Source organism: Bradyrhizobium sp. USDA 4369, assembly GCF_054056435.1.
The window spans coordinates 6,209,898-6,233,083 of record NZ_JBSRYH010000001.1 but is presented as its reverse complement, the minus strand read 5'-3'; the positions used below and the strand labels follow the sequence as shown (position 1 = coordinate 6,233,083).

Annotated in this window: 21 protein-coding genes; 6 read left to right on the top strand and 15 right to left on the bottom strand. The window is 65.4% G+C overall.

Features of this window, described 5'->3' with window-relative positions; all coding sequences use genetic code 11:
• The first annotated feature begins 79 nt into the window (after positions 1-79).
• A complete protein-coding gene (locus ACVIJ6_RS28300; protein WP_456775399.1) occupies positions 80-520 on the top strand; it encodes a hypothetical protein in 441 nt (146 codons plus the stop codon).
• A 308-nt stretch (positions 521-828) separates the two neighbouring features.
• Here the strand turns inward: ACVIJ6_RS28300 and ACVIJ6_RS28295 are convergent, their stop codons facing one another.
• The gene (locus tag ACVIJ6_RS28295; RefSeq protein ID WP_456775398.1) at positions 829-3,117 is read right to left on the bottom strand and encodes a ComEC/Rec2 family competence protein; all 2,289 of its coding nucleotides are present in this window, start codon (positions 3,115-3,117) and stop codon (positions 829-831) included.
• 138 nt (positions 3,118-3,255) lie between these two features.
• On the opposite strand from ACVIJ6_RS28295, the gene ACVIJ6_RS28290 reads away from it, so the two are divergent.
• Positions 3,256-3,468 carry a hypothetical protein gene (locus tag ACVIJ6_RS28290; protein ID WP_012044527.1) on the top strand — a complete coding sequence of 71 codons (213 nt, stop codon included), beginning with the start codon at positions 3,256-3,258 and terminating at the stop codon, positions 3,466-3,468.
• A gap of 29 nt (positions 3,469-3,497) precedes the next feature.
• Here the strand turns inward: ACVIJ6_RS28290 and ACVIJ6_RS28285 are convergent, their stop codons facing one another.
• The gene (locus ACVIJ6_RS28285) at positions 3,498-5,186 is read right to left on the bottom strand and encodes a glutamine--tRNA ligase/YqeY domain fusion protein (protein WP_456775397.1); all 1,689 of its coding nucleotides are present in this window, start codon (positions 5,184-5,186) and stop codon (positions 3,498-3,500) included.
• A gap of 136 nt (positions 5,187-5,322) precedes the next feature.
• Between ACVIJ6_RS28285 and gltX the strand changes: the two genes are divergently transcribed.
• From gltX to ACVIJ6_RS28265, 4 genes are all read left to right on the top strand, one after another.
• Positions 5,323-6,747, top strand: coding sequence for a glutamate--tRNA ligase (gene gltX, locus ACVIJ6_RS28280; protein WP_456775396.1), 1,425 nt, complete (start codon positions 5,323-5,325; stop codon positions 6,745-6,747).
• 334 nt (positions 6,748-7,081) lie between these two features.
• Positions 7,082-8,386 (top strand): citrate synthase, encoded by a 1,305-nt coding sequence (gene gltA, locus ACVIJ6_RS28275; protein WP_456775395.1) that lies wholly within the window; start codon positions 7,082-7,084, stop codon positions 8,384-8,386.
• A 99-nt stretch (positions 8,387-8,485) separates the two neighbouring features.
• A complete protein-coding gene (locus ACVIJ6_RS28270; RefSeq protein ID WP_456775394.1) occupies positions 8,486-8,812 on the top strand; it encodes a hypothetical protein in 327 nt (108 codons plus the stop codon).
• Complete coding sequence (locus tag ACVIJ6_RS28265; RefSeq protein WP_456775393.1) at positions 8,766-9,263, top strand: dienelactone hydrolase family protein; 498 nt, start codon at positions 8,766-8,768, stop codon at positions 9,261-9,263. The genes ACVIJ6_RS28270 and ACVIJ6_RS28265 overlap by 47 nt, the downstream gene beginning before the upstream one ends.
• A 40-nt stretch (positions 9,264-9,303) precedes the next feature.
• Here the strand turns inward: ACVIJ6_RS28265 and lpxB are convergent, their stop codons facing one another.
• From lpxB to tsf, 13 genes are all read right to left on the bottom strand, one after another.
• On the bottom strand, positions 9,304-10,497 hold the full coding sequence (lpxB, locus tag ACVIJ6_RS28260; protein ID WP_456775392.1) for a lipid-A-disaccharide synthase: 1,194 nt from the start codon (positions 10,495-10,497) through the stop codon (positions 9,304-9,306).
• Positions 10,494-11,351 carry an LpxI family protein gene (locus tag ACVIJ6_RS28255; protein WP_456775391.1) on the bottom strand — a complete coding sequence of 286 codons (858 nt, stop codon included), beginning with the start codon at positions 11,349-11,351 and terminating at the stop codon, positions 10,494-10,496. Before ACVIJ6_RS28255 ends, lpxB begins: the two co-directional genes overlap by 4 nt.
• 5 nt (positions 11,352-11,356) lie before the next feature.
• A complete protein-coding gene (gene lpxA, locus ACVIJ6_RS28250; protein ID WP_456775390.1) occupies positions 11,357-12,166 on the bottom strand; it encodes an acyl-ACP--UDP-N-acetylglucosamine O-acyltransferase in 810 nt (269 codons plus the stop codon).
• Positions 12,167-12,195: 29 nt separating this feature from the next.
• Complete coding sequence (gene fabZ, locus ACVIJ6_RS28245) at positions 12,196-12,654, bottom strand: 3-hydroxyacyl-ACP dehydratase FabZ (RefSeq protein WP_456775389.1); 459 nt, start codon at positions 12,652-12,654, stop codon at positions 12,196-12,198.
• Positions 12,654-13,721, bottom strand: coding sequence for a UDP-3-O-(3-hydroxymyristoyl)glucosamine N-acyltransferase (lpxD, locus tag ACVIJ6_RS28240; RefSeq protein WP_456775388.1), 1,068 nt, complete (start codon positions 13,719-13,721; stop codon positions 12,654-12,656). The genes fabZ and lpxD overlap by 1 nt, the downstream gene beginning before the upstream one ends.
• Before the next feature lie 118 nt (positions 13,722-13,839).
• The gene (gene bamA / locus ACVIJ6_RS28235) at positions 13,840-16,398 is read right to left on the bottom strand and encodes an outer membrane protein assembly factor BamA (RefSeq protein WP_012044537.1); all 2,559 of its coding nucleotides are present in this window, start codon (positions 16,396-16,398) and stop codon (positions 13,840-13,842) included.
• Positions 16,399-16,570: 172 nt separating this feature from the next.
• Positions 16,571-17,722 carry an RIP metalloprotease RseP gene (gene rseP / locus ACVIJ6_RS28230; RefSeq protein ID WP_012044538.1) on the bottom strand — a complete coding sequence of 384 codons (1,152 nt, stop codon included), beginning with the start codon at positions 17,720-17,722 and terminating at the stop codon, positions 16,571-16,573.
• Between the two features lie 40 nt (positions 17,723-17,762).
• Positions 17,763-18,986, bottom strand: a complete 1,224-nt coding sequence (gene dxr, locus ACVIJ6_RS28225; protein WP_456775387.1) for a 1-deoxy-D-xylulose-5-phosphate reductoisomerase — start codon at positions 18,984-18,986, stop codon at positions 17,763-17,765.
• A gap of 37 nt (positions 18,987-19,023) precedes the next feature.
• Positions 19,024-19,893, bottom strand: a complete 870-nt coding sequence (locus tag ACVIJ6_RS28220; protein WP_456775386.1) for a phosphatidate cytidylyltransferase — start codon at positions 19,891-19,893, stop codon at positions 19,024-19,026.
• Positions 19,890-20,645 (bottom strand): isoprenyl transferase, encoded by a 756-nt coding sequence (locus tag ACVIJ6_RS28215; protein WP_456775385.1) that lies wholly within the window; start codon positions 20,643-20,645, stop codon positions 19,890-19,892. Before ACVIJ6_RS28215 ends, ACVIJ6_RS28220 begins: the two co-directional genes overlap by 4 nt.
• Positions 20,646-20,657: 12 nt before the next feature.
• Positions 20,658-21,221 (bottom strand): ribosome recycling factor, encoded by a 564-nt coding sequence (gene frr, locus ACVIJ6_RS28210; RefSeq protein ID WP_456775384.1) that lies wholly within the window; start codon positions 21,219-21,221, stop codon positions 20,658-20,660.
• Between the two features lie 166 nt (positions 21,222-21,387).
• Positions 21,388-22,104 (bottom strand): UMP kinase, encoded by a 717-nt coding sequence (gene pyrH, locus ACVIJ6_RS28205; RefSeq protein ID WP_456775383.1) that lies wholly within the window; start codon positions 22,102-22,104, stop codon positions 21,388-21,390.
• Between the two features lie 76 nt (positions 22,105-22,180).
• The gene (gene tsf, locus ACVIJ6_RS28200; protein ID WP_456775382.1) at positions 22,181-23,104 is read right to left on the bottom strand and encodes a translation elongation factor Ts; all 924 of its coding nucleotides are present in this window, start codon (positions 23,102-23,104) and stop codon (positions 22,181-22,183) included.
• Positions 23,105-23,186: the final 82 nt, after the last annotated feature.

Sequence of the window (23,186 nt, the reverse complement as noted above, 5' to 3'; positions counted from 1 at the left end):
CTTGATGTCCACTCTGATAGAGGCCTGCGCCTGTCCGGGGGGAGCGTGGGTCGGCTATCTCTGAACGAGGAGCGATCCGATGTGTGACTACAGCCTCCATGCCGTTGCCTCCCGTCCCGCCAAGGTCGGCGAGACGCTGATATCGACGACTTTCCGCGGCACCGCGACCCGTGGCTTCGCCTTGGAAAGCGAGCCCAACGTCGCGGTCTGCATGCTCCCCGGCACCGAGCTCGCGTTCGCCGAGGACGTCCGCTACGACAGCCGCTGGCTGTGGACCCGCACGATCCGAGAGCGCGTGGCCAAGTTCAACACCATCGAGAAGCACATTCCCGATCGCCATCACGACGCTGTCGAGTTCGCCGACGGGCGCCATGTGCTTGTGACCCAGCTGTGCGAGGGCCAGCGCGTGACCGTGCTGCAGCTGCCGGTCACCAAGCCATCAGCCGATCGACGCCCGGATGTTGCGGAGGAGCTTCCGGCGACAGAGAGCCCGACGATTCGCCGTATCAGCATCACCTGATCGTACTGCTCGGCCCCCGCTGCGTTTCCTTGGCAAGTCCACCCTCGTTAGGCGCGTCTGGATTCGCCGGGTCTGGATTCGCCAAGTCTGTTCTACGGATCGCACCGACGCGGCGCGGCAGCTCCTCGTTTTGGGTTTTGGCAACAACCGGCGGCCGCCGCTTGGCGGTCTCTGGTAACGAATATCTGGTAACGAACATGGGGCGCTCGGCGGGCATCTTGTGAGTCTGCGGAGCGTCTCATGATGTTGGCGTTCCATTTGAGATGATTGCGTGGGTGAACGGCCCACCCTCGCAGGTCGTGAATGACCTAATCCTCCGTCCCCTGCTCCGCCTCGGGCGGTGTCGCGTCCTGAACGCGTGGCGTGGACGCACGCGGCGTCAGCACCGGTTCGAACGCGCCAGTCTCGGCGGCGGGCCACCATGGCCGGCTGGTGCCGACGGCGCGCGCCGGTGTGACAGCAAATCCCGCCCCCTGCGTCGCCAGCATCAAGGCGCCCTGCTGCTGCAGGCGCTGGCGATCGATCGCGGCGGCTGCGCAGGACGCCGGCGCAGCACGCGACGTCACGATCAGTGCCGCGCGCGTGCAATCGTCGGCCAGCGCCTCCGGGCGCAGCGTCAGCGCCACGAACCGGCCATCGGCCATGGCCATCACACAACCGGACTCGTCGCAGGACACCCCGTCTCCCAAGGTGGGGTCCGACGGCACGCGCGGATCGGCATCGGCCGCCAGCCATTCCTTGACGACGAACACATCCTTGCCGGTCCGCATCACATGCAGCCGACCGTCGCGCCCGCGCACGGCGACCGCGCGTCCGTCGCCGGAAATCAGGATGTCCGGCTGCGGCGTGCTGACGGACCAGATCGTGGCCATGGCGAGCAGGACCGCGCCCGACCAGCGCAGCGGTGTCCGCAACAGGCCGATGAGCAGGAGTCCGAAACTGGCCAGGATCAGCGGACCGATGCCGAACGCCGTGACGCGTCCAACGGCCCCTGGCAGCGCCGCCACCCAGCGCGTCACCGCGATCATCCAGTCGATGCCCCAGCCCATCAATGTCCAGCAAAGACCGTCGAGTCCGAAGGGCGCCGCAAGCAGTCCCAGCAGGCCGGCCGGCATCACCAGCGCCGAGACCACGGGCATGGCCGCAAGATTGGCCAGCACGCCATAGGGCGTGATCCGATGGAAGTGAAACGCCGCGTAGGGCGTCGTGGCGAGCCCCGCGATCAGCGAGGCCAAGAGCAGCATCGCGAGCTCGCGGCCGCCCCATAATGCGATGCGCTCGGTGACGGAGCTGTCCGGCGTCGCGAATAATCGCGGCAGGCCGAATTGCACCAGCGCGACCAGGCCGAGCGTCGCCGCGAACGACATCTGAAAGCTCGGATGGACGAGCGCTTCGGGCGCCGCGATCAGGACAATCATCGCCGCGACGGCCAGTGTGCGGAACGTCACCGCGCGGCGGTCGACCATGACCGCGATCAGCACGACGGCCGTCATGAAGAACGACCGCTGCGTCGCGACCTCTGCGCCCGACAGGAGCAGATAGAACGCCGCCGCGACCAAAGCTGCCGCAGCCGCCCATTTCTTGATCGGGAGGCTGACGGTGAGGCCAGGGATCAGTGCGAGCAGCGCGCGCACCGCGAAGAACACGACGCCCGCGACCACCGCCATATGATAGCCCGAGATCGAGAGCACATGGCCGAGGCCCGAGATGAACATCGCGTCGTTGACATCAGGCGTGATCGCATCGCGCCGGCCGGTCAGCAGCGCGGTCGCGATGGCGCGCTCGTCGCCATCGAGCCGGGCCCGGATGCGCGCGTCGATCGCATCGCGCAGGCCCTGCATCGCCGCCGCATAGCGCAGGCCGAAGCCGCCCTCCTGCGGCGGCGTCAGCGTCGTGATCCCGCCCATCACGAAGCCGGAGGCGCCAATGCCTTGGAAGAACATGTCGCGCGCAAAATCGTAACTGCCGGGCCGCACCGGCGCCAGTGGCGGCAGCAGCCGCGCCTTGAGCTGCACGAAGCTTCCGACATCGGGCGCGGTGCCCTTGCGCACGGCCAGCCGGACGCGCGTCAGCGTGATCGCGTGGCGCTCGCTCTCCATCGCGGTCACACGCAGCACGATGCGATCGCTACGCTCGCGGATGTCACGCGCCTCGACGAAGCCGGACAGCGCCACGGAGTAAAGGGGCCGAGGCAGCACCGGATGCGCCACGCGTGCGGTCTTGATGGTCGCGACCGCGTAGCCGGACGCCGCGGCCGCGATCATCACCGCCGCCGGAAACAGCGGATGCCGCCGCATCAGCACGGCGACGGTGCAGAGCAGCAGCGCGGTCGGCACGCTTGCCCACAGCGCGGGCTCATGATCGGCGGCAAAATAAACCGCAATGCCGGCGCCGAAGGCGACGGGCACCCAGGGCAGCAGCCGGCCAGCCCCGGCCTCCTCGCGCGTCCAGCGCGTCAGATGGGCGGACAGCGATGGCCAGGCGTCGGTGCCGACCACAGGCCAGCCTCCGGTCCGCGCGCCGCGCGGCGACCAGACATCGGCCATCACGCCCGCGATCCCGCGACGCCATCCTGGCGGCCTGGCGGGCTCCGCCATCTCGGTACCCCGTAATTTTACGGAAACAGAGGCTAGCGGAACCCAGCGGAATTGGCCTAGCGGAACGAAACGCGAATCTCGCAGCTATGTGCACGAATGGTGATTGGAACTTTGGGTCGCATCGGTGCTTATTGGGGTATGGACGACGACCGTATCGACGACCCCCTTGCCGATCTCGATCTCGAGAAGGCGATCCACCTGCGCTGGACATTGCGAGACATCAAGGGACGCCGGCTCGCGCTTTCGCCCGTCGCGGACGAGGATATTGCGCTGCTCACCGCGCGCGGCCTCGTCGAGGTCAGCGACGGCGTGCCGAGGCTGACCGAGGCCGGGCATGACGCGATCACCTGAGGCGGCGATCGCGCCGGCCGGGCGCATCATCACCCCTTCGCGACTTCCTTGGCGAACGTATCGCGCAGGCCGATCGTACGGTTGAAGACGAGCTTGTCCGGCGTCGAGTCCGGATCGCGCACGAAGTAGCCCTGACGCTCGAACTGCATCGGCGCATCCGAATTGGCCGCCGCAATCGCCGGCTCGATACGGGCGTCCGTCAGCACTTCGAGCGAGTTCGGATTGAGATCGGCGGTGAAGTCGGCCGCATTGGGGCTCGGATTGGCGAACAGCTGATTGTAGATGCGGATCTCGGCCGTGAGTGACTGCGCTGCCGGCAGCCAGTGCATCGTCGCCTTGACCTTGCGTCCATCGGGCGCGTTGCCGCCCTTGGTCGCCGGATCATAAGTGCAGCGCAGCTCGACGATCTCGCCGGCCGCGTTCTTGATGACCTCGCGGCACTTGATGAAATAGGCGTAGCGCAGCCGCACCTCGGTGCCGGGCGACAGGCGGAAGAACTTCTTCGGCGGGTTCTCCATGAAGTCGTCCTGCTCGATATAGAGCTCGCGGCCGAAGGCGATCTTGCGGGTGCCGGCGGACGGATCGTCCGGATGGTTGATCGCCTCGAGCTCCTCGACCTGACCTTCCGGATAATTCTCGATCACCACCTTCAAGGGACGCAGCACCGCCATGCGGCGCAACGCCGTGCGGTTCAGCTCCTCGCGGATGCAGAATTCGAGCATGCCGACATCGACGATGCTGTTGGCTTTCGCAATGCCGATGCGCTTGATGAACTCGCGCACGGCGGCCGGCGGCACGCCGCGGCGCTTCAGGCCGGCGATGGTCGGCATGCGCGGATCGTTCCAGCCGGCAACGTGGCCATCCTGCACCAGCCGCGTCAGCACGCGCTTCGACAGCAGCGTATAGGTCAGGTTGAGCCGGGCGAACTCGTATTGATGCGGATGCGACGGCACCGGCAGCTTGTCGAGGAGCCACTCATAGAGCGGCCGGTGATCCTCGAATTCGAGCGTGCAGATCGAGTGCGTGACGCCCTCGATCGCGTCCGACTGGCCATGGGCGTAGTCATAGCTCGGATAGATCTTCCAGGTGTCGCCGGTGCGCGGATGATGGGCGTGCAGGATCCGGTACAGCACGGGGTCGCGCAGGTTGATGTTGCCGGCGGCCATGTCGATCTTGGCGCGCAGCACGCGCGCGCCGTTGGGGAATTCGCCGGCCTTCATGCGCCGGAACAGGTCGAGATTCTCCTCGACCGAGCGGTCGCGGAACGGGCTGTTCTTGCCCGGCTCGGTGAGCGTGCCGCGCGCCAGCCGGATTTCCTCCTGCGTCTGGTCGTCGACATAAGCGAGGCCGGCCTTGATCAGCCCTTCGGCCCAGTCGTAGAGCCGTTCGAAATAATCCGAGGCGTAGAACAGGTTGTCGCCCCAATCGTAGCCGAGCCAGCGCACGTCGGCCTGGATCGAGTCGATGTATTCCTGTTCTTCCTTGGTCGGGTTGGTGTCGTCGAAGCGAAGATTGCAGCGGCCGCCGAACTCCTTGGCGATGCCGAAGTTGAGACCGATCGACTTGGCATGGCCGATATGCAGGTAGCCGTTCGGCTCCGGCGGGAACCGGGTGACGACGGTCTTGTGCCTGCCGCTGTCGAGATCGGCCTGGACGATGTCGCGGATGAAGTCGCGCCCTGCCTCAGCCGTCGCTGCCGTGTCTGTCGTCGTGGTCATCAAGAATATCCTGCTCCGGAATTTGGCAGCCTATCTGCCAAATCCGCTTCCCCCAAGGAAGGCTTTAGTTATGCGATAGGCCTGCTATACACCCCCCGCTCGTTACAGCCCCTGCCTGGATTTCGTGCTGCCGCCCATGACCTCACCGATCGTCACGCGCTTTGCCCCCTCCCCGACCGGCTTTCTCCATATCGGAGGTGCCCGGACGGCGCTGTTCAACTGGCTGTATGCGCGCGGCCGCGGCGGCAAGATGCTGCTCAGAATCGAGGATACCGATCGCGAGCGCTCGACGACGGCGGCGATCGACGCCATCCTGGACGGGCTGAAATGGCTCGAACTCGATTGGGACGGCGAGGTCATCTACCAATATAGCCGCGCCGCGCGCCACCGCGAGGTTGCCGAGCAGCTACTCGCTAGCGGCATGGCGTATCGCTGCTATGCCACCGCAGAAGAGCTGGCTGCCATGCGCGAGAAGGCGCGCGCCGAAGGCCGCACCCGGCTCTATGACGGGATGTGGCGCGACCGCGACCCCAAGGACGCCCCAGCCGACGTCAAGCCGACGATCCGGCTGCGCGCGCCTCTGACCGGCGAGACCGTGATCGAGGACCAGGTGCAGGGCCGCGTGGTCTGGCAGAACGAGAATCTCGACGACCTCGTGCTGCTGCGAGGCGATGGCAATCCGACCTATATGCTGGCCGTGGTGGTCGACGACCACGATATGGGGGTTACCCATGTGATCCGCGGCGACGACCATCTGATCAACGCCGCGCGCCAGAAGCAGATCTACGATGCGCTGGGCTGGACGGTACCGTCGATGTCGCACATCCCGTTGATTCACGGGCCCGACGGTTCGAAGCTGTCGAAGCGCCACGGCGCACTCGGCGTCGATGCCTACCGCGCGATGGGATATTTGCCGTCCGCGCTGCGCAATTACCTGGTGCGGCTCGGCTGGAGCCATGGCGACCAGGAGATCTTCTCGACCGAGGAGATGATCAAAGCGTTCGATCTGCCGGCGATCGGCCGCTCGGCGGCGCGCTTCGACTTCGCCAAGCTGGAAAATCTCAACGGCCACTATATTCGCCACAGCGATGATGCGGCGCTCGTCCGGCAGTTCGAGGACGTGCTGAATTACATGCCGAGCGGCGCGGCACTGAAGGCCAAGCTCAATGACGAGACGCGCGCGCAGCTGACCCAGGCGATGCCGAGCCTGAAGGAGCGTGCCAAGACGCTGCTGGAGCTGATCGACGGCGCCGCCTTCCTCTTCGCCGACCGGCCGCTGCCGATCGATGCCAAGGCTGCCGCCCTGCTGACGCCGGACAGTCGCGCCTTGATCGGCCGGCTGCACGACGCGCTGGCGGCCGTGGAGCCCTGGAGCGGCCCGGCCACGGAAGCCGCGCTGCGTGCATTTGCCGAAACGAACAATCTCAAGCTGGGCGCGGTGGCCCAGCCGCTGCGCGCCGCGCTGACCGGACGGACCACCTCGCCCGGCATTTTCGACGTTTTGGCAATTCTGGGGCGAGATGAATCCTTAGGCCGTCTCAAAGACCAGACCACCTCATAAGGTCTCATTTACCCCCATCTTGCAGCGCACAGGGCAATACGATACGCATTTGCGCGGCACCAACCGGTGTCCCGGCTTTGGCATTCGTAACACGTTGCGGCGGGCCTCGTTTACGGATGTTACAGCCGAAGGACACTAGTAAGTATAAGAATCCAGTGCGGTTTCGGATTTGACCTTCGCTTAAGGTCTTCGCGGCGAAAGTGCATGCGAATGTCTTTGACGCGAATGTCTCTGACGCGAATGTCAAAGCCACCGCACTAGATAAAGTCCACCCGCCCTGCCATCTCTCAAAAAGAACAAGGGCCAAGCCTAACGATCTCATCGGGGACAAACGATGGACGCAAAATCCGCAAGCAAGACCGCGACCCTCACCGTCGGCAACAAGAACTTCGATCTTCCGATCCTGAGCGGTACGGTGGGCCCCGACGTCATCGACATCGGCAAGCTCTACGCCCAGACCGGGATGTTCACCTATGACCCCGGCTTCACCTCCACTGGCAGCTGCCAGTCCAAGATCACCTATATCGACGGCGACGCCGGCGTCCTGGAATACCGCGGCTACCCGATCGAGCAGCTCGCCGAGAAGGGCGACTTCCTGGAGACCTGCTATCTCCTGCTGTACGGGGAACTCCCGACGGCGGCGCAGAAGAAGGACTTCGACTATCGCGTGACCCATCACACGATGGTCCACGAGCAGATGTCGCGCTTCTTCCACGGCTTCCGCCGCGACGCGCATCCGATGGCGGTCATGGTGGCCTCGGTCGGCGCGCTCGCCGCCTTCTACCACGACTCCACCGACATCAACGATCCGAAGCAGCGCATGATCGCGTCGATGCGGATGATCGCGAAGATCCCGACGCTCGCGGCGATGGCCTACAAATACACCATCGGCCAGCCCTTCGTTTATCCGAAGAACGCGCTGTCTTTCGCCGAGAACTTCCTGCACATGTGCTTCGCCGTGCCGTGCGAGGATTACAAGCCGAACCCGGTGCTCGCCGACGCGCTCGACAAGATCTTCATCCTGCACGCCGACCACGAGCAGAACGCCTCGACCTCGACGGTCCGCATCGCCGGCTCCTCGGGCGCCAATCCGTTCGCCTGCATCGCCGCCGGCATCGCCTGCCTGTGGGGCCCGGCGCATGGCGGCGCCAATGAGGCCGCGCTGAACATGCTGGCCGAGATCGGCACCGTCGACAAGATTCCCGAATTCATCGCCAAGGTGAAGGACAAGAACAGCGACGTGCGCCTGATGGGCTTCGGCCATCGCGTCTACAAGAACTACGACCCGCGCGCCAAGATCATGCAGAAGATGTGTCACGCGGTGCTCAAGGAGACGGGCCACGCCGACGACCAGATGCTGAAGGTCGCGCTGGAGCTCGAGAAGATCGCGCTCAGCGATCAGTACTTCATCGACCGCAAGCTGTATCCGAACGTCGACTTCTATTCGGGCATCACGCTCAAGGCGATGGGCTTTCCGGTCTCGATGTTCACCGTGCTGTTCGCGGTCGCCCGCACCGTCGGCTGGATCAGCCAGTGGAGCGAGATGATCGAGGACCCGCAACAGAAGATCGGCCGTCCGCGCCAGCTCTACACCGGCGTGACCACCCGCAACTACGTCGAGATCGACAAGCGCGGCTGATCGATAGCGAGATCAATCATCGGGGGCCCGTCCAGAGCGCTGGACGGGCCTTTTTCATTGCGGTTGGATGTCCGATCGCAACAGCGTAAGGGCGGCGCAATGGCCAAACGGCTTCGGCTCTTCCGACGGATCTTCGCCACGGCGCTGATGCTGTCCTGCATCGGCGCGAGCCGAACGCATGCAGACGATGCCGGGCCGCAGGAGCTGACCGTATCGACCGCCGACGCGCCGGTCACGATCAAGCTGTTTCCCGGCCGTCAGGAGGGCAAGCGGCCGGCCGTGATCATTCTCCACGGCGCACAAGGGATTCAGCGCTTTGCTGCAGCCTATCGACGTTATGCCGAGACGTTGGCTGCAAAGGGGGATCGATGCGGTTCTGGTGTCCTACTACGACGCCGCCGACATCGGGCCGATGGGATCATCTGACCAGGCTTTGCGGCAAGCCTATTTTTACAAACACTTGCCCGAATGGTCGGCGCGCATCCGCGACGTCGTCTCCTTCATGGCGCGACGTGACGTGTTCTCCGGCAAGGTCGGGCTGCTCGGCTTCTCCAATGGCGGCTTCCTCGCCGTGACCTGCGCCGCATCAGATCCGCGGATCGACGCGCTGGTGGTGTTCTACGGCGGGATACCCAGCCCGGTTCAGCTTGGCCTGACTCATCTGCCGCCTCTGCTCGCGCTGCATGGCGACGCCGACCGCAACGTCTCCCTCTCGTCCGGCAAGGCGCTCGTCGATCGTGCCGCGGCCCTCGGCGGCGCGGCCGATCTGGTCGTCTACCCCGGCATGGGCCACGGCTTCGATTTCGATCCAATCCGTCCCGAAGCAGCCGACGCGCTGACAAGAACTGTCAGTTTTCTCCTGGCGCATTTGCGGTGAGCGCGTCCTGACGTCGCCGGATGTCCGCGCCCCGAACGCATCAGCCCGGCCTTCGTTCCCCGCGCATCGTCGCGACCACGATGTCGGCGGCGCGCACGCTCGGCGAGGCCGCGCCTGTCGCCATGATGCTGTCGAGGCGACTGAACGCGGCGACTTGGCGGGCGCGGATCGGGCCGTCGCTGAGCAGATCGACAAGCACCGGCGCGAGATTGTCCGCCGTACAGTCTTCCTGCAGGAACTCCGGAATGACGGCGTCGCCGATCACGAGATTGGCGAGGATCACCGATGGCACCTTGACGAGACGCCGCAGGATGAAGGCTTCGACCTGGCCGACACGATAGGCTGTGACCATCGGCACGCCGGCCAGCGCGAGCTCAAGGGTCACCGTGCCGGATTTGGCGAGCGCCGCGCGCGCGCTGCGGAAGGCGGCGCGCTTGTCGGCTTCGCCCATGATGATGGTCGGCTGCACCGGCCAGTTGGCGACCTCTGCTCTGACAGCGGCTTCGAGATGCGGTGTCGTCGGCAGCACCGCTTCGAACGCGATGCCTTGGGCCTGCAGCCGGGCCAGGGTCTCGCCGAACACCGGCATATGCCGCCCCACCTCGCTGCGGCGGCTGCCGGGCAGCACCAGCAACCGTGGCGGCGCGGCCTCGCGGCGGGCCTGCTCCTCCGGGGTGGGACGCAGGCTCGCAAGCTGCTCGATCAGGGGATGGCCGACATAGGTACAAGGCGGACCATCGAGCCGGCGGAATGCGTCGGGCTCGAACGGCAGCAGGCCGAGGACATGATCGACATAGCCACGCATCGTCCGTGCCCGGCCCGGCCGCCACGCCCACACGGTCGGGGCCACGTAGTTGACGATCGGGATCGCGCCATCGCGCGCGCGAACCCGCTTCGCCACGCGCTGGGTGAAATCGGGACTGTCGATGATGACGAGCACTTCCGGCTGCGACGCGACGATCGCATCCACCGTGCCGCGGATCAGGCGCAGGATCTTGGGCAGCTGCTTCAGCACGGCGGTGAAACCGACGATCGACAGCTCCTCGATCGGAAACAGCGAGACGAGACCCTCGCCGATCATGCCGCGGCCGCCAACGCCGGAAAACACGACGCCATCACCGAGCCGCTGGCGCAGCACCTTCATCAGGCTGGCGCCGAGACGGTCCCCCGACTCCTCGGTCGCGACCAGACAGATCCTGCGGATGGCCGGGCCTGCCGGGGGGCGCGCCGTCACGCAGCGACGCCCGAGATGAACAGGCCGGCGCGATCGGCCGCCGAGACGGTTTCCTGCGGGTCGGCCAGTAGCGTGTAGCCGGCAGAGACGGCAACGCCGGCGAGGCCCGCAGCGGACAGGCCTTCCACGGTGCGCGGGCCGATGGTCGGCAGGTCATAGCGGAGGTCCTGGCCGGATTTCGGCGCCTTCACCAGCACGCCACGCCCGGCCGCCGACCGGATGCGGCGATCGGCACGCAGCCGCACCACGCGGGCCAGCAGCCCGTCGGTGCCGCCTATATCCTCGAGCGCCACGACATGACCATCGATCACGACCACGGCCTGGCCGACATCGAACGGCGCCATGGCGCGGAGCACCGCGAGCCCCTTGGCGATGTCGCCGCTGACCAGATCATTCGGCCGGTTGCGCGTCAGAGGCCCTTCGGGAACGAGCAGATTGGGAGCGACGTCCTTGACGCCGATCATATGGAAGCCGTGGCGCTCGAAGATGCGGCCGACGCCCGACAGCAGATGATCGTCGCCGCCCCGGAAGGCCGACCAGATGTAAGGCAGCTCGCGCAAGGTGCCCCAGTCGATGCGGATCTCGGAGACCGCGGGACGCACGAGGTTGCCGATGAACATCAGGTCGCGGACGCCCTCGGCCTTCAACAACTTCAAGGCATTGCCGAGCTGGCCGAGGCCGATCCAGTGATGGCGGAAGCGCGCCAGCGGCTTCGGGTCGCAGATGCCTTTCAACGCAAACAGCACCGGAATCTGCCCGCGCGCCACGATCTCGTCGGCCACCGCGAAGGGCAGCACGCCGCCGGCCGCGATCAGGCCAACAGGCGGCGAGGTCTCGGTGGCCGGCCCGCCCATGTCGGTCAAAGCTCCGCAGCCGGTCTGCCGATCTCCGGCAGGCAGAGCGCGCGATGTCGACCACCGTCGATGAAGGCCAGGATCTCGCCGATGGCCGGATCATCCCCCGCCATCGGACGCACGGCAGCAAGCCGATCGGCGAACACGCCGGGGCCGTGGAACAGCTTCTGATAAAAGGCGCGGACCGTCGCGAGCCGTTCGCGCGTGAACTTGCGGCGCTTCATGCCGATGATGTTGAGGCCTTCGAGCGCGGCATATTGGCCGTTGACTAGGCCGTACGGAATGATGTCGCCGCGCACGCCGCAGACGCCGCCGACCATCACGCCATGGCCGATGCGGGTGAACTGATGCACCGCCGAGAGGCCGCCGATATAGACGGAATCGCCGACCTCGACATGGCCGCCGAGCGTCGCCGAGGTGGCGAAGATGACGTTATTGCCGACCACGCAGTCATGGGCGACATGGGCGTTGTTCATGAAGAACCCGCCATCGCCGACCTTGGTCAACCCGCCGCCCTTGGTGGTGCCAATGTTCATCGTCACGCCTTCGCGGAAGGTGCAGCCGGAGCCGATCTCGAGCCGGTGCGGTTCGCCGCGATAGCTCAGATCCTGCGGCGCGCCGCCCAGCACCACGAAGGGCGAGATCACATTGTCGTCTCCGATCGTGGTGTGGCCCATGATCTGGACGTGGCTGATCAGCTTGCAGTTCGCCCCGATGACGACGTTGGGGCCGATGACGCAGAAGGGACCGATGACGGTACCCTCGCCGATGACGGCGCCGTCCTCGACGCGCGCGGTGGGATCAATCTTGCTCATCTCGACGCAATCAACTCTCTACCAGCACGTCAGTCGGTCAGCATGGCGCCGACATCGGCCTCGGCGACGACTGTCCCGTCGACCTTGGCGTCACCGTGAAACCACCACATCGTCTTGCGCCGCCCGATCGAGCGCATGTGATATTCGATGGTCTGGCCCGGCAGCACCGGCTTGCGGAATTTGCACTTATCGATGGTCAGAAAATACACCGCGCGCGGCTTTTCCGTGCCCTCGACCGACTTGATGCCGATCACGCCCGCCGTCTGCGCCATGCCCTCGATCATCAGCACGCCCGGATAGACCGGCCGCTCCGGGAAGTGGCCCTGGAAGCAGGGCTCCCCAATCGAGACGTTCTTCACGCCGATGCCGCTGTAGTCGGCGCGGATGTTCTTCACGCGGTCGATCAGGAGAAATGGAAAACGGTGCGGAAGTGTCTTGAGAATCTCGTTGATGTCGACGTCCGCAAACCTGATGGGTGACTCCTCCATCACTCCTGTCCTTCGTCCTTGTTCGTCGCCGTCTGATCGCGCACCAGCCGTTCCACCGCGACGATCTCGCGGAACCACTGTTTGGTCGGCTTGGCGAAGAACCCGCCCCACCGGCCATTCGGCGGGATGTCGTCCTTGACGCCGCTCATCGCGGTCACCTGCGCGCCGTCACCGATCGTCAGGTGGTTGTTGATGCCGACCTTTGCCCCAAGTGCGACGTTGTCGCCGATCGTGAGGCTCCCCGCCAGCCCGATCTGGGCTGCCAGGAGGCAATGCCGCCCGATCGTGACATTGTGGCCGATCTGGACCTGATTGTCGATTTTGGTGCCCTCGCCGATCACCGTGTCGCGCAGGCTGCCCCGATCGATGGTCGTGCCGGCACCGACTTCGACATGATTCTGGATGATCACCCGCCCGGTCTGCGGCACCTTCACATGGCCACCCGGGCCGAAGAAGATGAAGCCATAGCCGTCCTGGCCGATGGCGCAGGCCGGATGGATCAACACGTCGTTCCCGATCAGCGCGCATTGGATGACAGTGCGGGCGCCGACATTGCAGTCGCGCCCAATCTTGACGTGCGGGCCGATCACCGCGCCGGCGCCGACGATGGTCCCCGCCCCGATCTCGACATGGGCGCCGATCACGGCCAGCGGCTCGACGACGACGCCGTCCTCCAGACGCGCGCTGGGATCGATGATCGCTTGCGGCGAGATCCCCTCGCAACCGAACCAGGATTGCGGGCGCAGCGCGTCGGCGTGCATTTCGCGCGCGAGTTGCACGAAGGCGCGGAACGGCTGATTGGCCCTGACGACGGCGACATGGGACGGCACCCGCGCCTCGAAGCGCGGGCTGACCAGACAGGCGCCCGCCTTCGTCGTCGCCAACTGGTCGGCGTATTTGAGATTGTCGAAAAAGGCGAGGTGCATCGGACCGGCCTCATCGAGCGCCGCCAGTCCCGTGATCACCTGCTCGCCGCGGGAGGCATCGACCAGCGTGGCATTGGCCGCCGCAGCGATCGCCGCGAGGGTCGTGGGAGGTGGAGATTGAAAAAAGCTCGGCTGGGCCATCCGTCGCACTCTCAGGACAAAAAGTCAGAGCTCGGCTCCGTCTCCCGGAACCGAGCTCCATCCTCTTACACCGTCACGGTCGGCCTACGCCAATCCGGATCGGGCCGCAACAGCCGTCTTAGAACGACGTGCCACCACCGAAGCGGAATTCCTGGGTCCGGTCGAACTGACCCTTGGTGAGCGGGATCGCGTAGTCGAAGCGCAGCGGACCGAACGGCGACGCCCACACCAGACCCACACCGACCGAGCTGCGAACCTTGTTCTGGTCGTCGAACTGCAGTCCGAGGCAGGTGCCAGCATTGGCAGGTACGGTTCCCGTGGCTCGCGTCGGCGCCCGGCAGCCGGCCACATTGACCTCGCCGGTCTGGGCCCATGACGTCGGTCCCTGATAGCCCCAGAGCCCGCCTGCGTCGGCATAGACCGCACCCTTCAGACCCACTTCCTTGGGCAGGAACCAGAACGGCATCTGTAGTTCGAGCGAAGCACCCCAGTACTTGGTCCCGCCCAGTGCGTCCTGCGTGCCAAACGGGTTGATGTCACGCGGACCGATGCCGTTCGGGGCAAAGCCGCGAACCAGGTTCGGACCCATCTGGAAGTGATCGAGCATGCGCAGCTGCGTGTTGCCGATCTTGTTCAGGATGCCGCCCTGCAGGTGGACGATGCTGACGATGTCCGACACCAGCGGGGTGAAGTACTTCGCATCGAACGCCGTCTTCAGGTAGGACACGTCGCCGCCAACACCCGCGAAGTCCTGCTTGAAGTCGATCAGCAGGCCGTCAGTCGGGTTCTTGTTGTTGTCCAGCGTGTTGTAGTTCAGCGTGTAGCCCAGCGCCGAGGTCAGGGTCGCGCCCTTCGCCAGCTCCTGGCGGACCGGCAGCGACGCCTCGCCATTGGCGAAGCAGCCCAGGCCGTTGTTACCGGTCGGATCGACGCCGCCATTGGCATTGATGAACGCCGGGGTCGGGTTGAACGGCACGAAGCGGTTGCCGATCAGGGTGCCGGCGGTCAGGTTGTTACAGTCCGACAGCGTCGCCGGCAGCGTGATTTCCTGGCGGTAGATCGAGTAGCGCAGCTGCAGCGACAGATCTTCGCGCAGCTGGAAGCCGAGCCGCGGGCTGAAGCCGAGCGTCTTGGTGCCGTAGGAGATGAAGTTGTTGGCCAGCTGCTGACGCTGATAGAGGTCGAGGCCGAGCGCCACCCGGTAGTCGAGCAGATAGGGCTCGACAAAGGACAGCGAGTAACCACGAGCGAACTGACCGTAGGTGACGGAGGCCTTGGCAAACAGACCGCGGCCCAGGAAGTTGCGCTCCGAGATCGACACCTCGGCCAGCGCGCCATCGGTGGTCGAATAACCGCCGGAGATCGAGAAGTCGCCGGTCGATTTCTCTTCGAGATTGACGACCAGGATGACGCGGTCGCTCGAGGAGCCCGGCTCCGTCGTGATCTTCACGTCTTTGAAGAAGTCGAGATTCTTCAGGCGGCGCTCGGCCCGGTCGACCAGCGCACGATTATAGGCATCGCCCTCGGAGATGTCGAACTCGCGACGAATGACGTAATCACGGGTGCGGGTGTTGCCGCGGATATTGATGCGCTCGATATAGGTACGCGGGCCCTCGTCGATGGCGAACACCACCGAGACGGTGTGGGCCTCGAAATTGCGGTCGCCACGCGGACGCACCACGGCGAAGGCATAGCCGCGCCGCGACGCCTCGATCTGCATCTCTTCGACCGACTTTTCGAGGCTTTCGACATTGTAGAGCGAGCCGACATTCACCCGCGAGAACGTGCGCAGCGAATTGGGGTCGAGCGTCGGGATCGTCGACTGGAAGTCGACCGAACCGACCCGGTATTGCTGGCCTTCCTCGATCTTGAAGGTGACCAGGAAGCCCTTGCGCTCCGGATCATATTCGGTGAGCGCGGCAACGACCTGCACGTCGGCATAGCCGTTCTTCAGGTAAAAGCGGCGAATGAGATCGCGGTCGGCCTCGACGCGGTCCGGATCGTAGACGTCGCCGGAGCCGAGGAAGCTCAAAAGATTGGTCTCGTGCGTCTTGATCACGTCCTTCAGGCGATAGGACGAGAACGCGTTGTTGCCGACGAACTCGATCGACTTCACGCCGGTCTTCGCGCCTTCCTCGACCGTGAAGATCAGGTCGACGCGGTTGTTCGGCTGCTCGATCATTTCCGGCGTAACCCGCACGTCGTAACGGCCGGAGCGGCGATAGATCTCGGCGATGCGCTGCGCGTCCGACTGGACCATCGGCCGCGACAGGGTGCCGCGCGGCTTCGACTGGACCTCGGCCTGGAGCTGTTCGTCCTTGACCTTCTTGTTGCCCTCGAAGGCGACGCGGCCGATCACCGGGTTTTCCACCACGGTCACGACCAGGCGTCCGCCCTGGCGGTTGATTTTCACATCCGAGAACAGGCCGGTCTCGATCAGGGCCTTGAGGCCGTCGTCAACGCGGCCGGCATCAAGCGTGCCGCCCGGGCCCGGCTTGAAATACGAGCGGATGGTCTCCACCTCGACGCGACGGTTGCCGACAACTTCGATCGCATTGACCGACTGTGCGGCGGCTGGCGACGACATCATCACATTCGCCAGCGGCAGAGCCACCGGAACGGCGAACATGATTAGGGTGGCCAGCATGCCCCCCCGCACCCGCAATCCGAACTTCATGCGCTACGCGCCCTTATCCCGATGCCGGTCCAGTACCCCTACCGAACCGACAGATTCCCATTTGTCGTTCGCTTGTAGCCAATTTGAACCCGACGGCAAACGCCGGATTTCTCCGAATTTTCAAATTCGTTTCAAAACGTTGCCCATCCGCCACGTCTTAAAATGGCCGTGATCACGACCCGGCGAGGTGCAGAATATCGTTGTAGGTCGCGAACACCATCAGCATCAGAACCAGCCCCAGACCGATTCGGAACCCCATTTCCTGGGCCCGCTCGGACAGCGGACGGCCGCGGACCGCTTCAACCCCGTAAAACAGCAGGTGCCCGCCATCGAGCAGAGGAACCGGGAACAGGTTCAACAGGCCGATGGAGACCGACAGGGTCGCACACAGCTGCACAACGAATTGGAAACCAAGGCTCGCGGCCTGTCCGGAGAGTTGTGCGATTCGGATCGGACCGCCGACATCGCCGGCGCTCCCGGCTCCCGCGAACAATGACGCGATGAACTTGAAGGTGGTCGCGATGATGAACCAGACCTGCTCGAAGCCGATCTTGATCGATTCGAAGAACCCGACCGGGATGGAGCGCGATTCGTCGGGCTTGGCGTTGTACTGGATGCCGAGCACGCCGATCCGGTGGCTGTTGCCGAACAGGTCCTTGACCTCCTTCAGCGCCGGGGTCGCCTTCAGGGTCAGTTCCGTGCCGTCGCGCTTGATCAGAAACGACAATTCCGAGCCGGCGCTGACCGACACAACCCGCTGCATGTCGGCGAAGGTCTCGATCGGCCGGCCGTCAATGGCCGCGATGACGTCACCATTCTTGAAGCCGGCCGCCGCCGCGACGCTGTCCGGCTGCACCGCGTCGACCCGCGGCGTGGTGTTCGGCTTGCCGAAATACAGCGCCATGCCGGCGAAGATGATCACGGCCAGGATGAAATTCGCGATCGGACCGGCCGCGACGATCGCGGCGCGCTGACCAACCGTCTTGTGGTGGAAGCTGTCGGCGCGCTCCTGCGGCGTCATCTTGGCCAGCGCCTCGGCCGACGGTGTCGAGGCCTCCGATTCGTCGCCGAAGAACTTCACATAGCCGCCGAGCGGAATCGCCGAGATCTTCCAGCGGGTGTTGTGGCGGTCGTTGAAACCGATCAGTTCCGGACCAAATCCGAGCGAAAACGTTAGCACCTTCACGCCTGCCCAGCGCGCGATCAGGAAGTGACCGAGCTCGTGGAAGAACACCACGATCGTCAGCACGAACAGGAACGGGACGATATAGCCGAGAAGGCCGTTGCTCAACGTATTGAAGATATGGTGGAAAAACTCGGACATCCGCTTCCCTTCCCGTGGGCCCGGAGACCCGTCGAACCCTTTAAGATGCTTTTGCGGCGATTTGAGGCAAGAGCCCCGCGGCGTTTTTTCGCGCATCATGGTCAATGGCGATGGCGTCGTCCGCCGATGTTAGCGGTGCTTGATTACCTGACCGTATCCAATGCTCAAGCGTGGCCTCGACCAGCCGGGCGATCGCGCCGAAGCGGATGTGCCCGGCGGCGAAGGCCGCCACCGCGACCTCGTTGGCCGCGTTGTACACCGTTGTGGCGCCCCGGCCGGTGCGGAGCGCATCATAGGCCAGCCGCAAACCAGGGAACCGCACGAAGTCCGGCGCCTCGAAGGTCAGCGTGCCGATCTTGGCCAGATCCAGCCGGGCCGAAGGTCCCGCGATCCGGTCAGGCCAGCCCAGACAATGGGCAATCGGGATGCGCATGTCGGGGGCGCCGAGCTGCGCCACCACCGACCGGTCCGAGAACTCGACCATGCCGTGGACGATCGACTGCGGATGCACCAGCACGTCGATCTCGTCCGGCGACAGCGCGAACAGGTAGGACGCCTCGATCACTTCGAGGCCCTTGTTCATCATCGAGGCCGAATCGATCGTGATCTTCTGGCCCATGCTCCAGTTCGGATGCTTCAGCGCCTGCGCCAGGGTCGCCTGCTCGATATCGGCGGCAGCCCAGGTTCGGAACGGACCACCGGACGCTGTAATGATGACCCGCACCAGTTCCTCGCGATTGCCCGAGGACAGCGCCTGGAACAGCGCATTGTGCTCCGAATCGGCCGGCAGGATGCAGGCGCCGGCCTGCGCGGCGCGTTGCATGAAGAAGTCGCCCGCACAGACCAGGCATTCCTTGTTGGCGAGTGCCACGGTGGCGCCACGGTCGACGGCGGCCAAAGCCGGCTTCAGCCCGGCGGCGCCGGAGACGGCGGCCATGACCCAGTCGGCGGGGCGCGCGGCCGCCTCGATGATGGCGCTCTCCCCTGCCCCACATGCGATGCCGGTGCCGGCCAGCGCATCGCGCAGCTCATTGAGCCGGGCCGGATCGGCAACCGCCACGAAGCTGGGCTTGAATTCGCGGGCGAGCTTGGCCAGCCCCTGCACATTGCTGTTGCCGGTCAGCGCCTCGACCCGATAGCGTTCGGGCGCGCCGCGCAACAGGTCCATGGTCGAATCGCCGATCGAGCCGGTGGCGCCGAGCACGGTGATGCTGCGCACCTCCGCGCGACCAGCCTTGTTGTTCCGCAATGGCACTGCGCTCATGTTCTCACCAAAGATTTCGACCGGTCAGCTGCGCCGGTCACCAAACCAGAAGACCGCGGCCGACGCCTTCGAGACCGCCGCGCAACAAACCGAGAATTGCGGCAAAGACAATTGCCGCGACATAGCCGTCCAGGCGGTCCAATAGACCGCCATGGCCGGGGATGATGTGACCGGAGTCCTTGACGCCGAAGTGCCGCTTCACGGCGGACTCGAACAGGTCCCCGAGTTGCGACACGACCGACAGCACCGCTGCGAGCACGACCATCGCCACCAGGCCGCCGGCGCCGGCCAGCGCCCAACAGGCTGCGGCGACGAGGCTCGCGACGAAACCGCCGATCGCGCCGGCCCAGGTCTTGTTCGGACTGATCCGCGGCGCGAGCTTCGGCCCGCCGATGCCACGCCCCGCGACATAGCCTCCGATATCGCTCGACCACACGACCAGGAAGACCAGCACCAAGGCGTGCCAGCCCTCGGACACGTCGAGGCGAACGAGCACGGAGGCGAGCTCGGCCGCGGCGGCGTAGATGAATCCGGTCGCCGCCCAGCTGCGGTGCCCGGCCGCCAGGGCCGCGACGAGCGCGAGGCCCAGGCCGAGCGCGACCGCCGCGACATCGACCAAGCCGAAAGCGAGACAGACCCCGGCAGCCGCAATCGCCAGCGCGCCGGTCACGCTCACGCGTACGGCGCGGACCTCGCCGACCACCATCAGCCATTCCAGATACAGGCCGACGGCGACCAGGGTGACCAAGGCGGTCCAGAACACGCCGCCGGCATAGGCTGCGCCCAGCGCCAGCGGCACCAGGACGAGGGCCGCCGCAATCCGCAGCAGCAGATTGCTCGGCGCGGCCTTTTTCGACTGCGCGGTCGTCACAGCATCACCAGCGGCTGCGGTGTCGGGCTTGGTCACGAGGCTGTTTTCGCCACGAGGCCGCCGAAGCGGCGTTCGCGCCGGCCGAACTCGGCGATCGCGCCTTCGAGCGCGGCCTTGTCAAAATCGGGCCAGTGCATGGGAACGAACACGAGCTCGCTATAGGCTGCCTGCCACATCAGGAAGTTCGACAGCCGCTGTTCCCCGCTGGTGCGGATGATGAGGTCAGGATCGGGAATATCCGGCGCATCGAGGTGGGCGCCGATCGCGTCGGCATCGATCGAGGCCGGATCCCGCCGTCCCTCGGCGACCTCGCGCGCCAGCTGCTGCGCCGCGCGCGCGATCTCCTGGCGGGAGCCGTAGTTGAAGGCGACCACGAGCGTGAGCTTGGTGTTGCTCCGGGTCAGCTCTTCGGCCTCGCTCAACAGCGCGCAGATGTCGGGATCGAGGCCATCGCGCTCGCCGATCACCCTGACACGCACGCCGTCGCGATGCAGCGTGGCGAGGTCGTTGCGGATGAAGCGGCGCAGCAGGCCGAACAGATCGCCGATCTCGCTCGCCGGCCGCGACCAGTTCTCGGACGAGAACGAAAAAATGGTGAGGTAGCGGATACCGAGCTCGTGCGAGGCGCGCACGACACGGCGCAGCGCCTCGACACCGCGGCGATGACCTTCCGCCCGCGGCAGTCCGCGCGCCGCAGCCCAGCGGCCATTGCCATCCATGATGATGGCAACATGGGCCGGACCGTCGGATCGATCCGGCGCCGTCATGGGGGCCGCGGCATTGGTCATCAGGAGCATCCTTCAGACGGTGAGGATTTCCTTTTCCTTCGCCGCCAGCAGCTGATCGATTTCGGAGATCACGCTGTCGGTCGCCTTCTGGATGTCGGTCGCAAACCGCTCCTGATCGTCCTCGGAAATCTCGTGATTCTTCTCGAGCTTCTTCACCGTATCGAGCCCGTCGCGGCGGACATGGCGGACGGCGACGCGGGCAGCTTCAGCATATTTGTGCGCTACCTTGACCAGTTCCTTGCGGCGCTCCTGGTTGAGCTCGGGAATGCGCAGCCGGATCACCTGGCCCTCGGTGGCCGGCGACAGGCCCAGATTGGAATCGACGATCGCCTTCTCGACGGCCTTGACCATGGTGCGGTCCCACACCTGCACCGACAGCAGGCGCGGCTCGGGCACGGAGACGGTGGCGAGCTGGTTGAGCGGCATGTGCGAGCCATAGGCCTCGACCTGGACCGGCTCGACCATCGATGCCGAGGCGCGGCCGGTCCGCAGACCGCCGAGTTCGTGCTTCAGCGCCTGGGTCGCGCCCTGCATGCGGCGCTTCAGTTCGTTGAGGTCGAAATTGCCCGTGCTCATCACGCTTTCCTTTCCTGCAACCCGAGGCACCGTGGCCGGCTGGACCGGACCTCCCGAACGGAGGCCCAAGGCCGGCCCTGACGATTCCCGGACGAATTCCTGTGTCGCGTCCGCTTCTACCGCAGCCCTGGGCAGGGTCCAACACCGGCCGCGGACGGTATCGCGCTCACCCCGCGACGATGGTGCCGTGCCCTTCGCCCTGCAGCATCGCGCCGATCGCGCCGGGCTCGGCAATGGAGAATACAATGATAGGCAGCGATGTTTCCCGGGCAAGCGCGAATGCGGTCGCGTCCATGACCTTGTAGCCGCCTTCGATGGCCTGGGAGTGGGTCAGCCGGTCAAAGCGCTTGGCGGCCGGGTCTTTCTTCGGATCGGCGCTATAGACGCCGTCGACATTGGTGGCCTTCAGCACCGCCTGGGCGCCAATCTCGGCGGCCCGCAGCACGGCCGTGGTGTCGGTCGTAAAGTAAGGATTGCCGGTGCCGCCGCCGAGCACGACGATACGTCCCTCGGCGAGCGCCTTGTGCGCTGCAGCGCGTGTGAACAGCTCGCAGACCTGCGGCATCACGAAGGCCGACAGCGCCTGTGCCGGGATACCCCTGCGTTGGATCGCGGCCTCCAAGGCGAGGCAGTTCATCACGGTGGCAAGCATTCCCATCGTGTCGCCGGTGGGGCGCGACACGCCCTGGGACGAGACCTCGACGCCGCGCACCATGTTGCCGCCGCCGACGACGACGGCGATCTCGATGCCGAGCTTTTGCGCCGCGATCAGATCGTCGGCGATACGGTCGACGGTGGCCTGGTCGATACCGAAGGAATGAGGGCCCGCGAGATACTCGCCGGACAGCTTGACCACGACGCGACGATAGACCGGCTCAGCCATGTGCCAATATGTCCCTATCCGCGCGTTGAGATCCGGCGCGAAGACCGCGCCGGATCGTGCCTGTCTTCAGTCGTCGTTACTTCTTGCCGCTGGCGGCGGCGACTTCGGCAGCGAAGTCGGTCTCTTCCTTCTCGATGCCCTCACCGAGCGCATAGCGGACGAAACCGGCCACCTTGATCGGACCGCCGACCTTGCCTTCGGCTTCCTTCAGCGCCTGCGCGACCGACTTGCCGCTGTCATGGATGAAGGCCTGCTCGAGCAGGGTGACTTCCTTGTAGTAGGTCTTCAGGCCGGACTCGACGATCTTCTCGATGACGTTTTCCGGCTTGCCCTGCTGACGATACTTGTCGGCGAGCACGTCCTTCTCGCGCTTGACGATCTCCGGATCGAGACCGGCGGCATCGATCGCCTGCGGATTGGCGGCTGCGACATGCATCGCGAGCTGGCGGCCGAGTGCGGCGAGCTCATCGGTCTTGCCGGGCGATTCCAGCGCGACGATGACGCCGAGCTTGCCGGCGCCCTCGATGACCGCCCCGTGGACGTAGCTCGACACGACGCCCTCGCTCACTTCGAGCGCGGCCGCGCGGCGCAACGTCTGGTTCTCGCCGATGGTCGCGATCGAATCGGCGATCGCGGCCTCGACCGTGATGCTGCCGACCTTGGCGGCCTTGATCTTCTCGAGATCGGCACCGACGTCGAGCGCGACCTGGGCAATGATCTTGACCAGGCCCTGGAAGTGCTCATTGCGCGCGACGAAGTCGGTTTCCGAATTGACCTCGACGACCACGCCCTTCTTGCCCGACGTGAGCGCGCCGATCAGGCCCTCAGCCGCGACCCGGCCGGCCTTCTTGGCGGCCTTCGACAGGCCCTTCTTGCGCAGCCAATCCTGCGCGGCCTGCATGTCGCCGCCGGTCTCGGTGAGCGCGGCCTTGCAATCCATCATGCCCGCGCCGGTCGACTCGCGCAGGTCCTTCACCATCGCTGCGGTGATATTAGCCATCGTTGAACGTCCTTTTGCCTGTCCAAAGCGCGACGCAGCGGATGGCTCGACGCCGTCCGCTGCCAGGAACTACCTATCTCAG

Excerpts from the sequence above, each read along its gene's own strand:
- ACVIJ6_RS28300 (WP_456775399.1), top strand. The coding sequence starts at position 80 with ATGTGTGACTACAGCCTCCATGCCGTTGCCTCCCGTCCCGCCAAGGTC.
- ACVIJ6_RS28295 (WP_456775398.1), bottom strand. The coding sequence starts at position 3,117 with ATGGCGGAGCCCGCCAGGCCGCCAGGATGGCGTCGCGGGATCGCGGGC.
- ACVIJ6_RS28290 (WP_012044527.1), top strand. The coding sequence starts at position 3,256 with ATGGACGACGACCGTATCGACGACCCCCTTGCCGATCTCGATCTCGAG.
- ACVIJ6_RS28285 (WP_456775397.1), bottom strand. The coding sequence starts at position 5,186 with ATGACCACGACGACAGACACGGCAGCGACGGCTGAGGCAGGGCGCGAC.
- gltX (WP_456775396.1), top strand. The coding sequence starts at position 5,323 with ATGACCTCACCGATCGTCACGCGCTTTGCCCCCTCCCCGACCGGCTTT.
- gltA (WP_456775395.1), top strand. The coding sequence starts at position 7,082 with ATGGACGCAAAATCCGCAAGCAAGACCGCGACCCTCACCGTCGGCAAC.
- ACVIJ6_RS28270 (WP_456775394.1), top strand. The coding sequence starts at position 8,486 with ATGGCCAAACGGCTTCGGCTCTTCCGACGGATCTTCGCCACGGCGCTG.
- ACVIJ6_RS28255 (WP_456775391.1), bottom strand. The coding sequence starts at position 11,351 with ATGGGCGGGCCGGCCACCGAGACCTCGCCGCCTGTTGGCCTGATCGCG.
- lpxA (WP_456775390.1), bottom strand. The coding sequence starts at position 12,166 with ATGAGCAAGATTGATCCCACCGCGCGCGTCGAGGACGGCGCCGTCATC.
- fabZ (WP_456775389.1), bottom strand. The coding sequence starts at position 12,654 with ATGGAGGAGTCACCCATCAGGTTTGCGGACGTCGACATCAACGAGATT.
- lpxD (WP_456775388.1), bottom strand. The coding sequence starts at position 13,721 with ATGGCCCAGCCGAGCTTTTTTCAATCTCCACCTCCCACGACCCTCGCG.
- bamA (WP_012044537.1), bottom strand. The coding sequence starts at position 16,398 with ATGAAGTTCGGATTGCGGGTGCGGGGGGGCATGCTGGCCACCCTAATC.
- rseP (WP_012044538.1), bottom strand. The coding sequence starts at position 17,722 with ATGTCCGAGTTTTTCCACCATATCTTCAATACGTTGAGCAACGGCCTT.
- dxr (WP_456775387.1), bottom strand. The coding sequence starts at position 18,986 with ATGAGCGCAGTGCCATTGCGGAACAACAAGGCTGGTCGCGCGGAGGTG.
- ACVIJ6_RS28215 (WP_456775385.1), bottom strand. The coding sequence starts at position 20,645 with ATGACCAATGCCGCGGCCCCCATGACGGCGCCGGATCGATCCGACGGT.
- frr (WP_456775384.1), bottom strand. The coding sequence starts at position 21,221 with ATGAGCACGGGCAATTTCGACCTCAACGAACTGAAGCGCCGCATGCAG.
- pyrH (WP_456775383.1), bottom strand. The coding sequence starts at position 22,104 with ATGGCTGAGCCGGTCTATCGTCGCGTCGTGGTCAAGCTGTCCGGCGAG.
- tsf (WP_456775382.1), bottom strand. The coding sequence starts at position 23,104 with ATGGCTAATATCACCGCAGCGATGGTGAAGGACCTGCGCGAGTCGACC.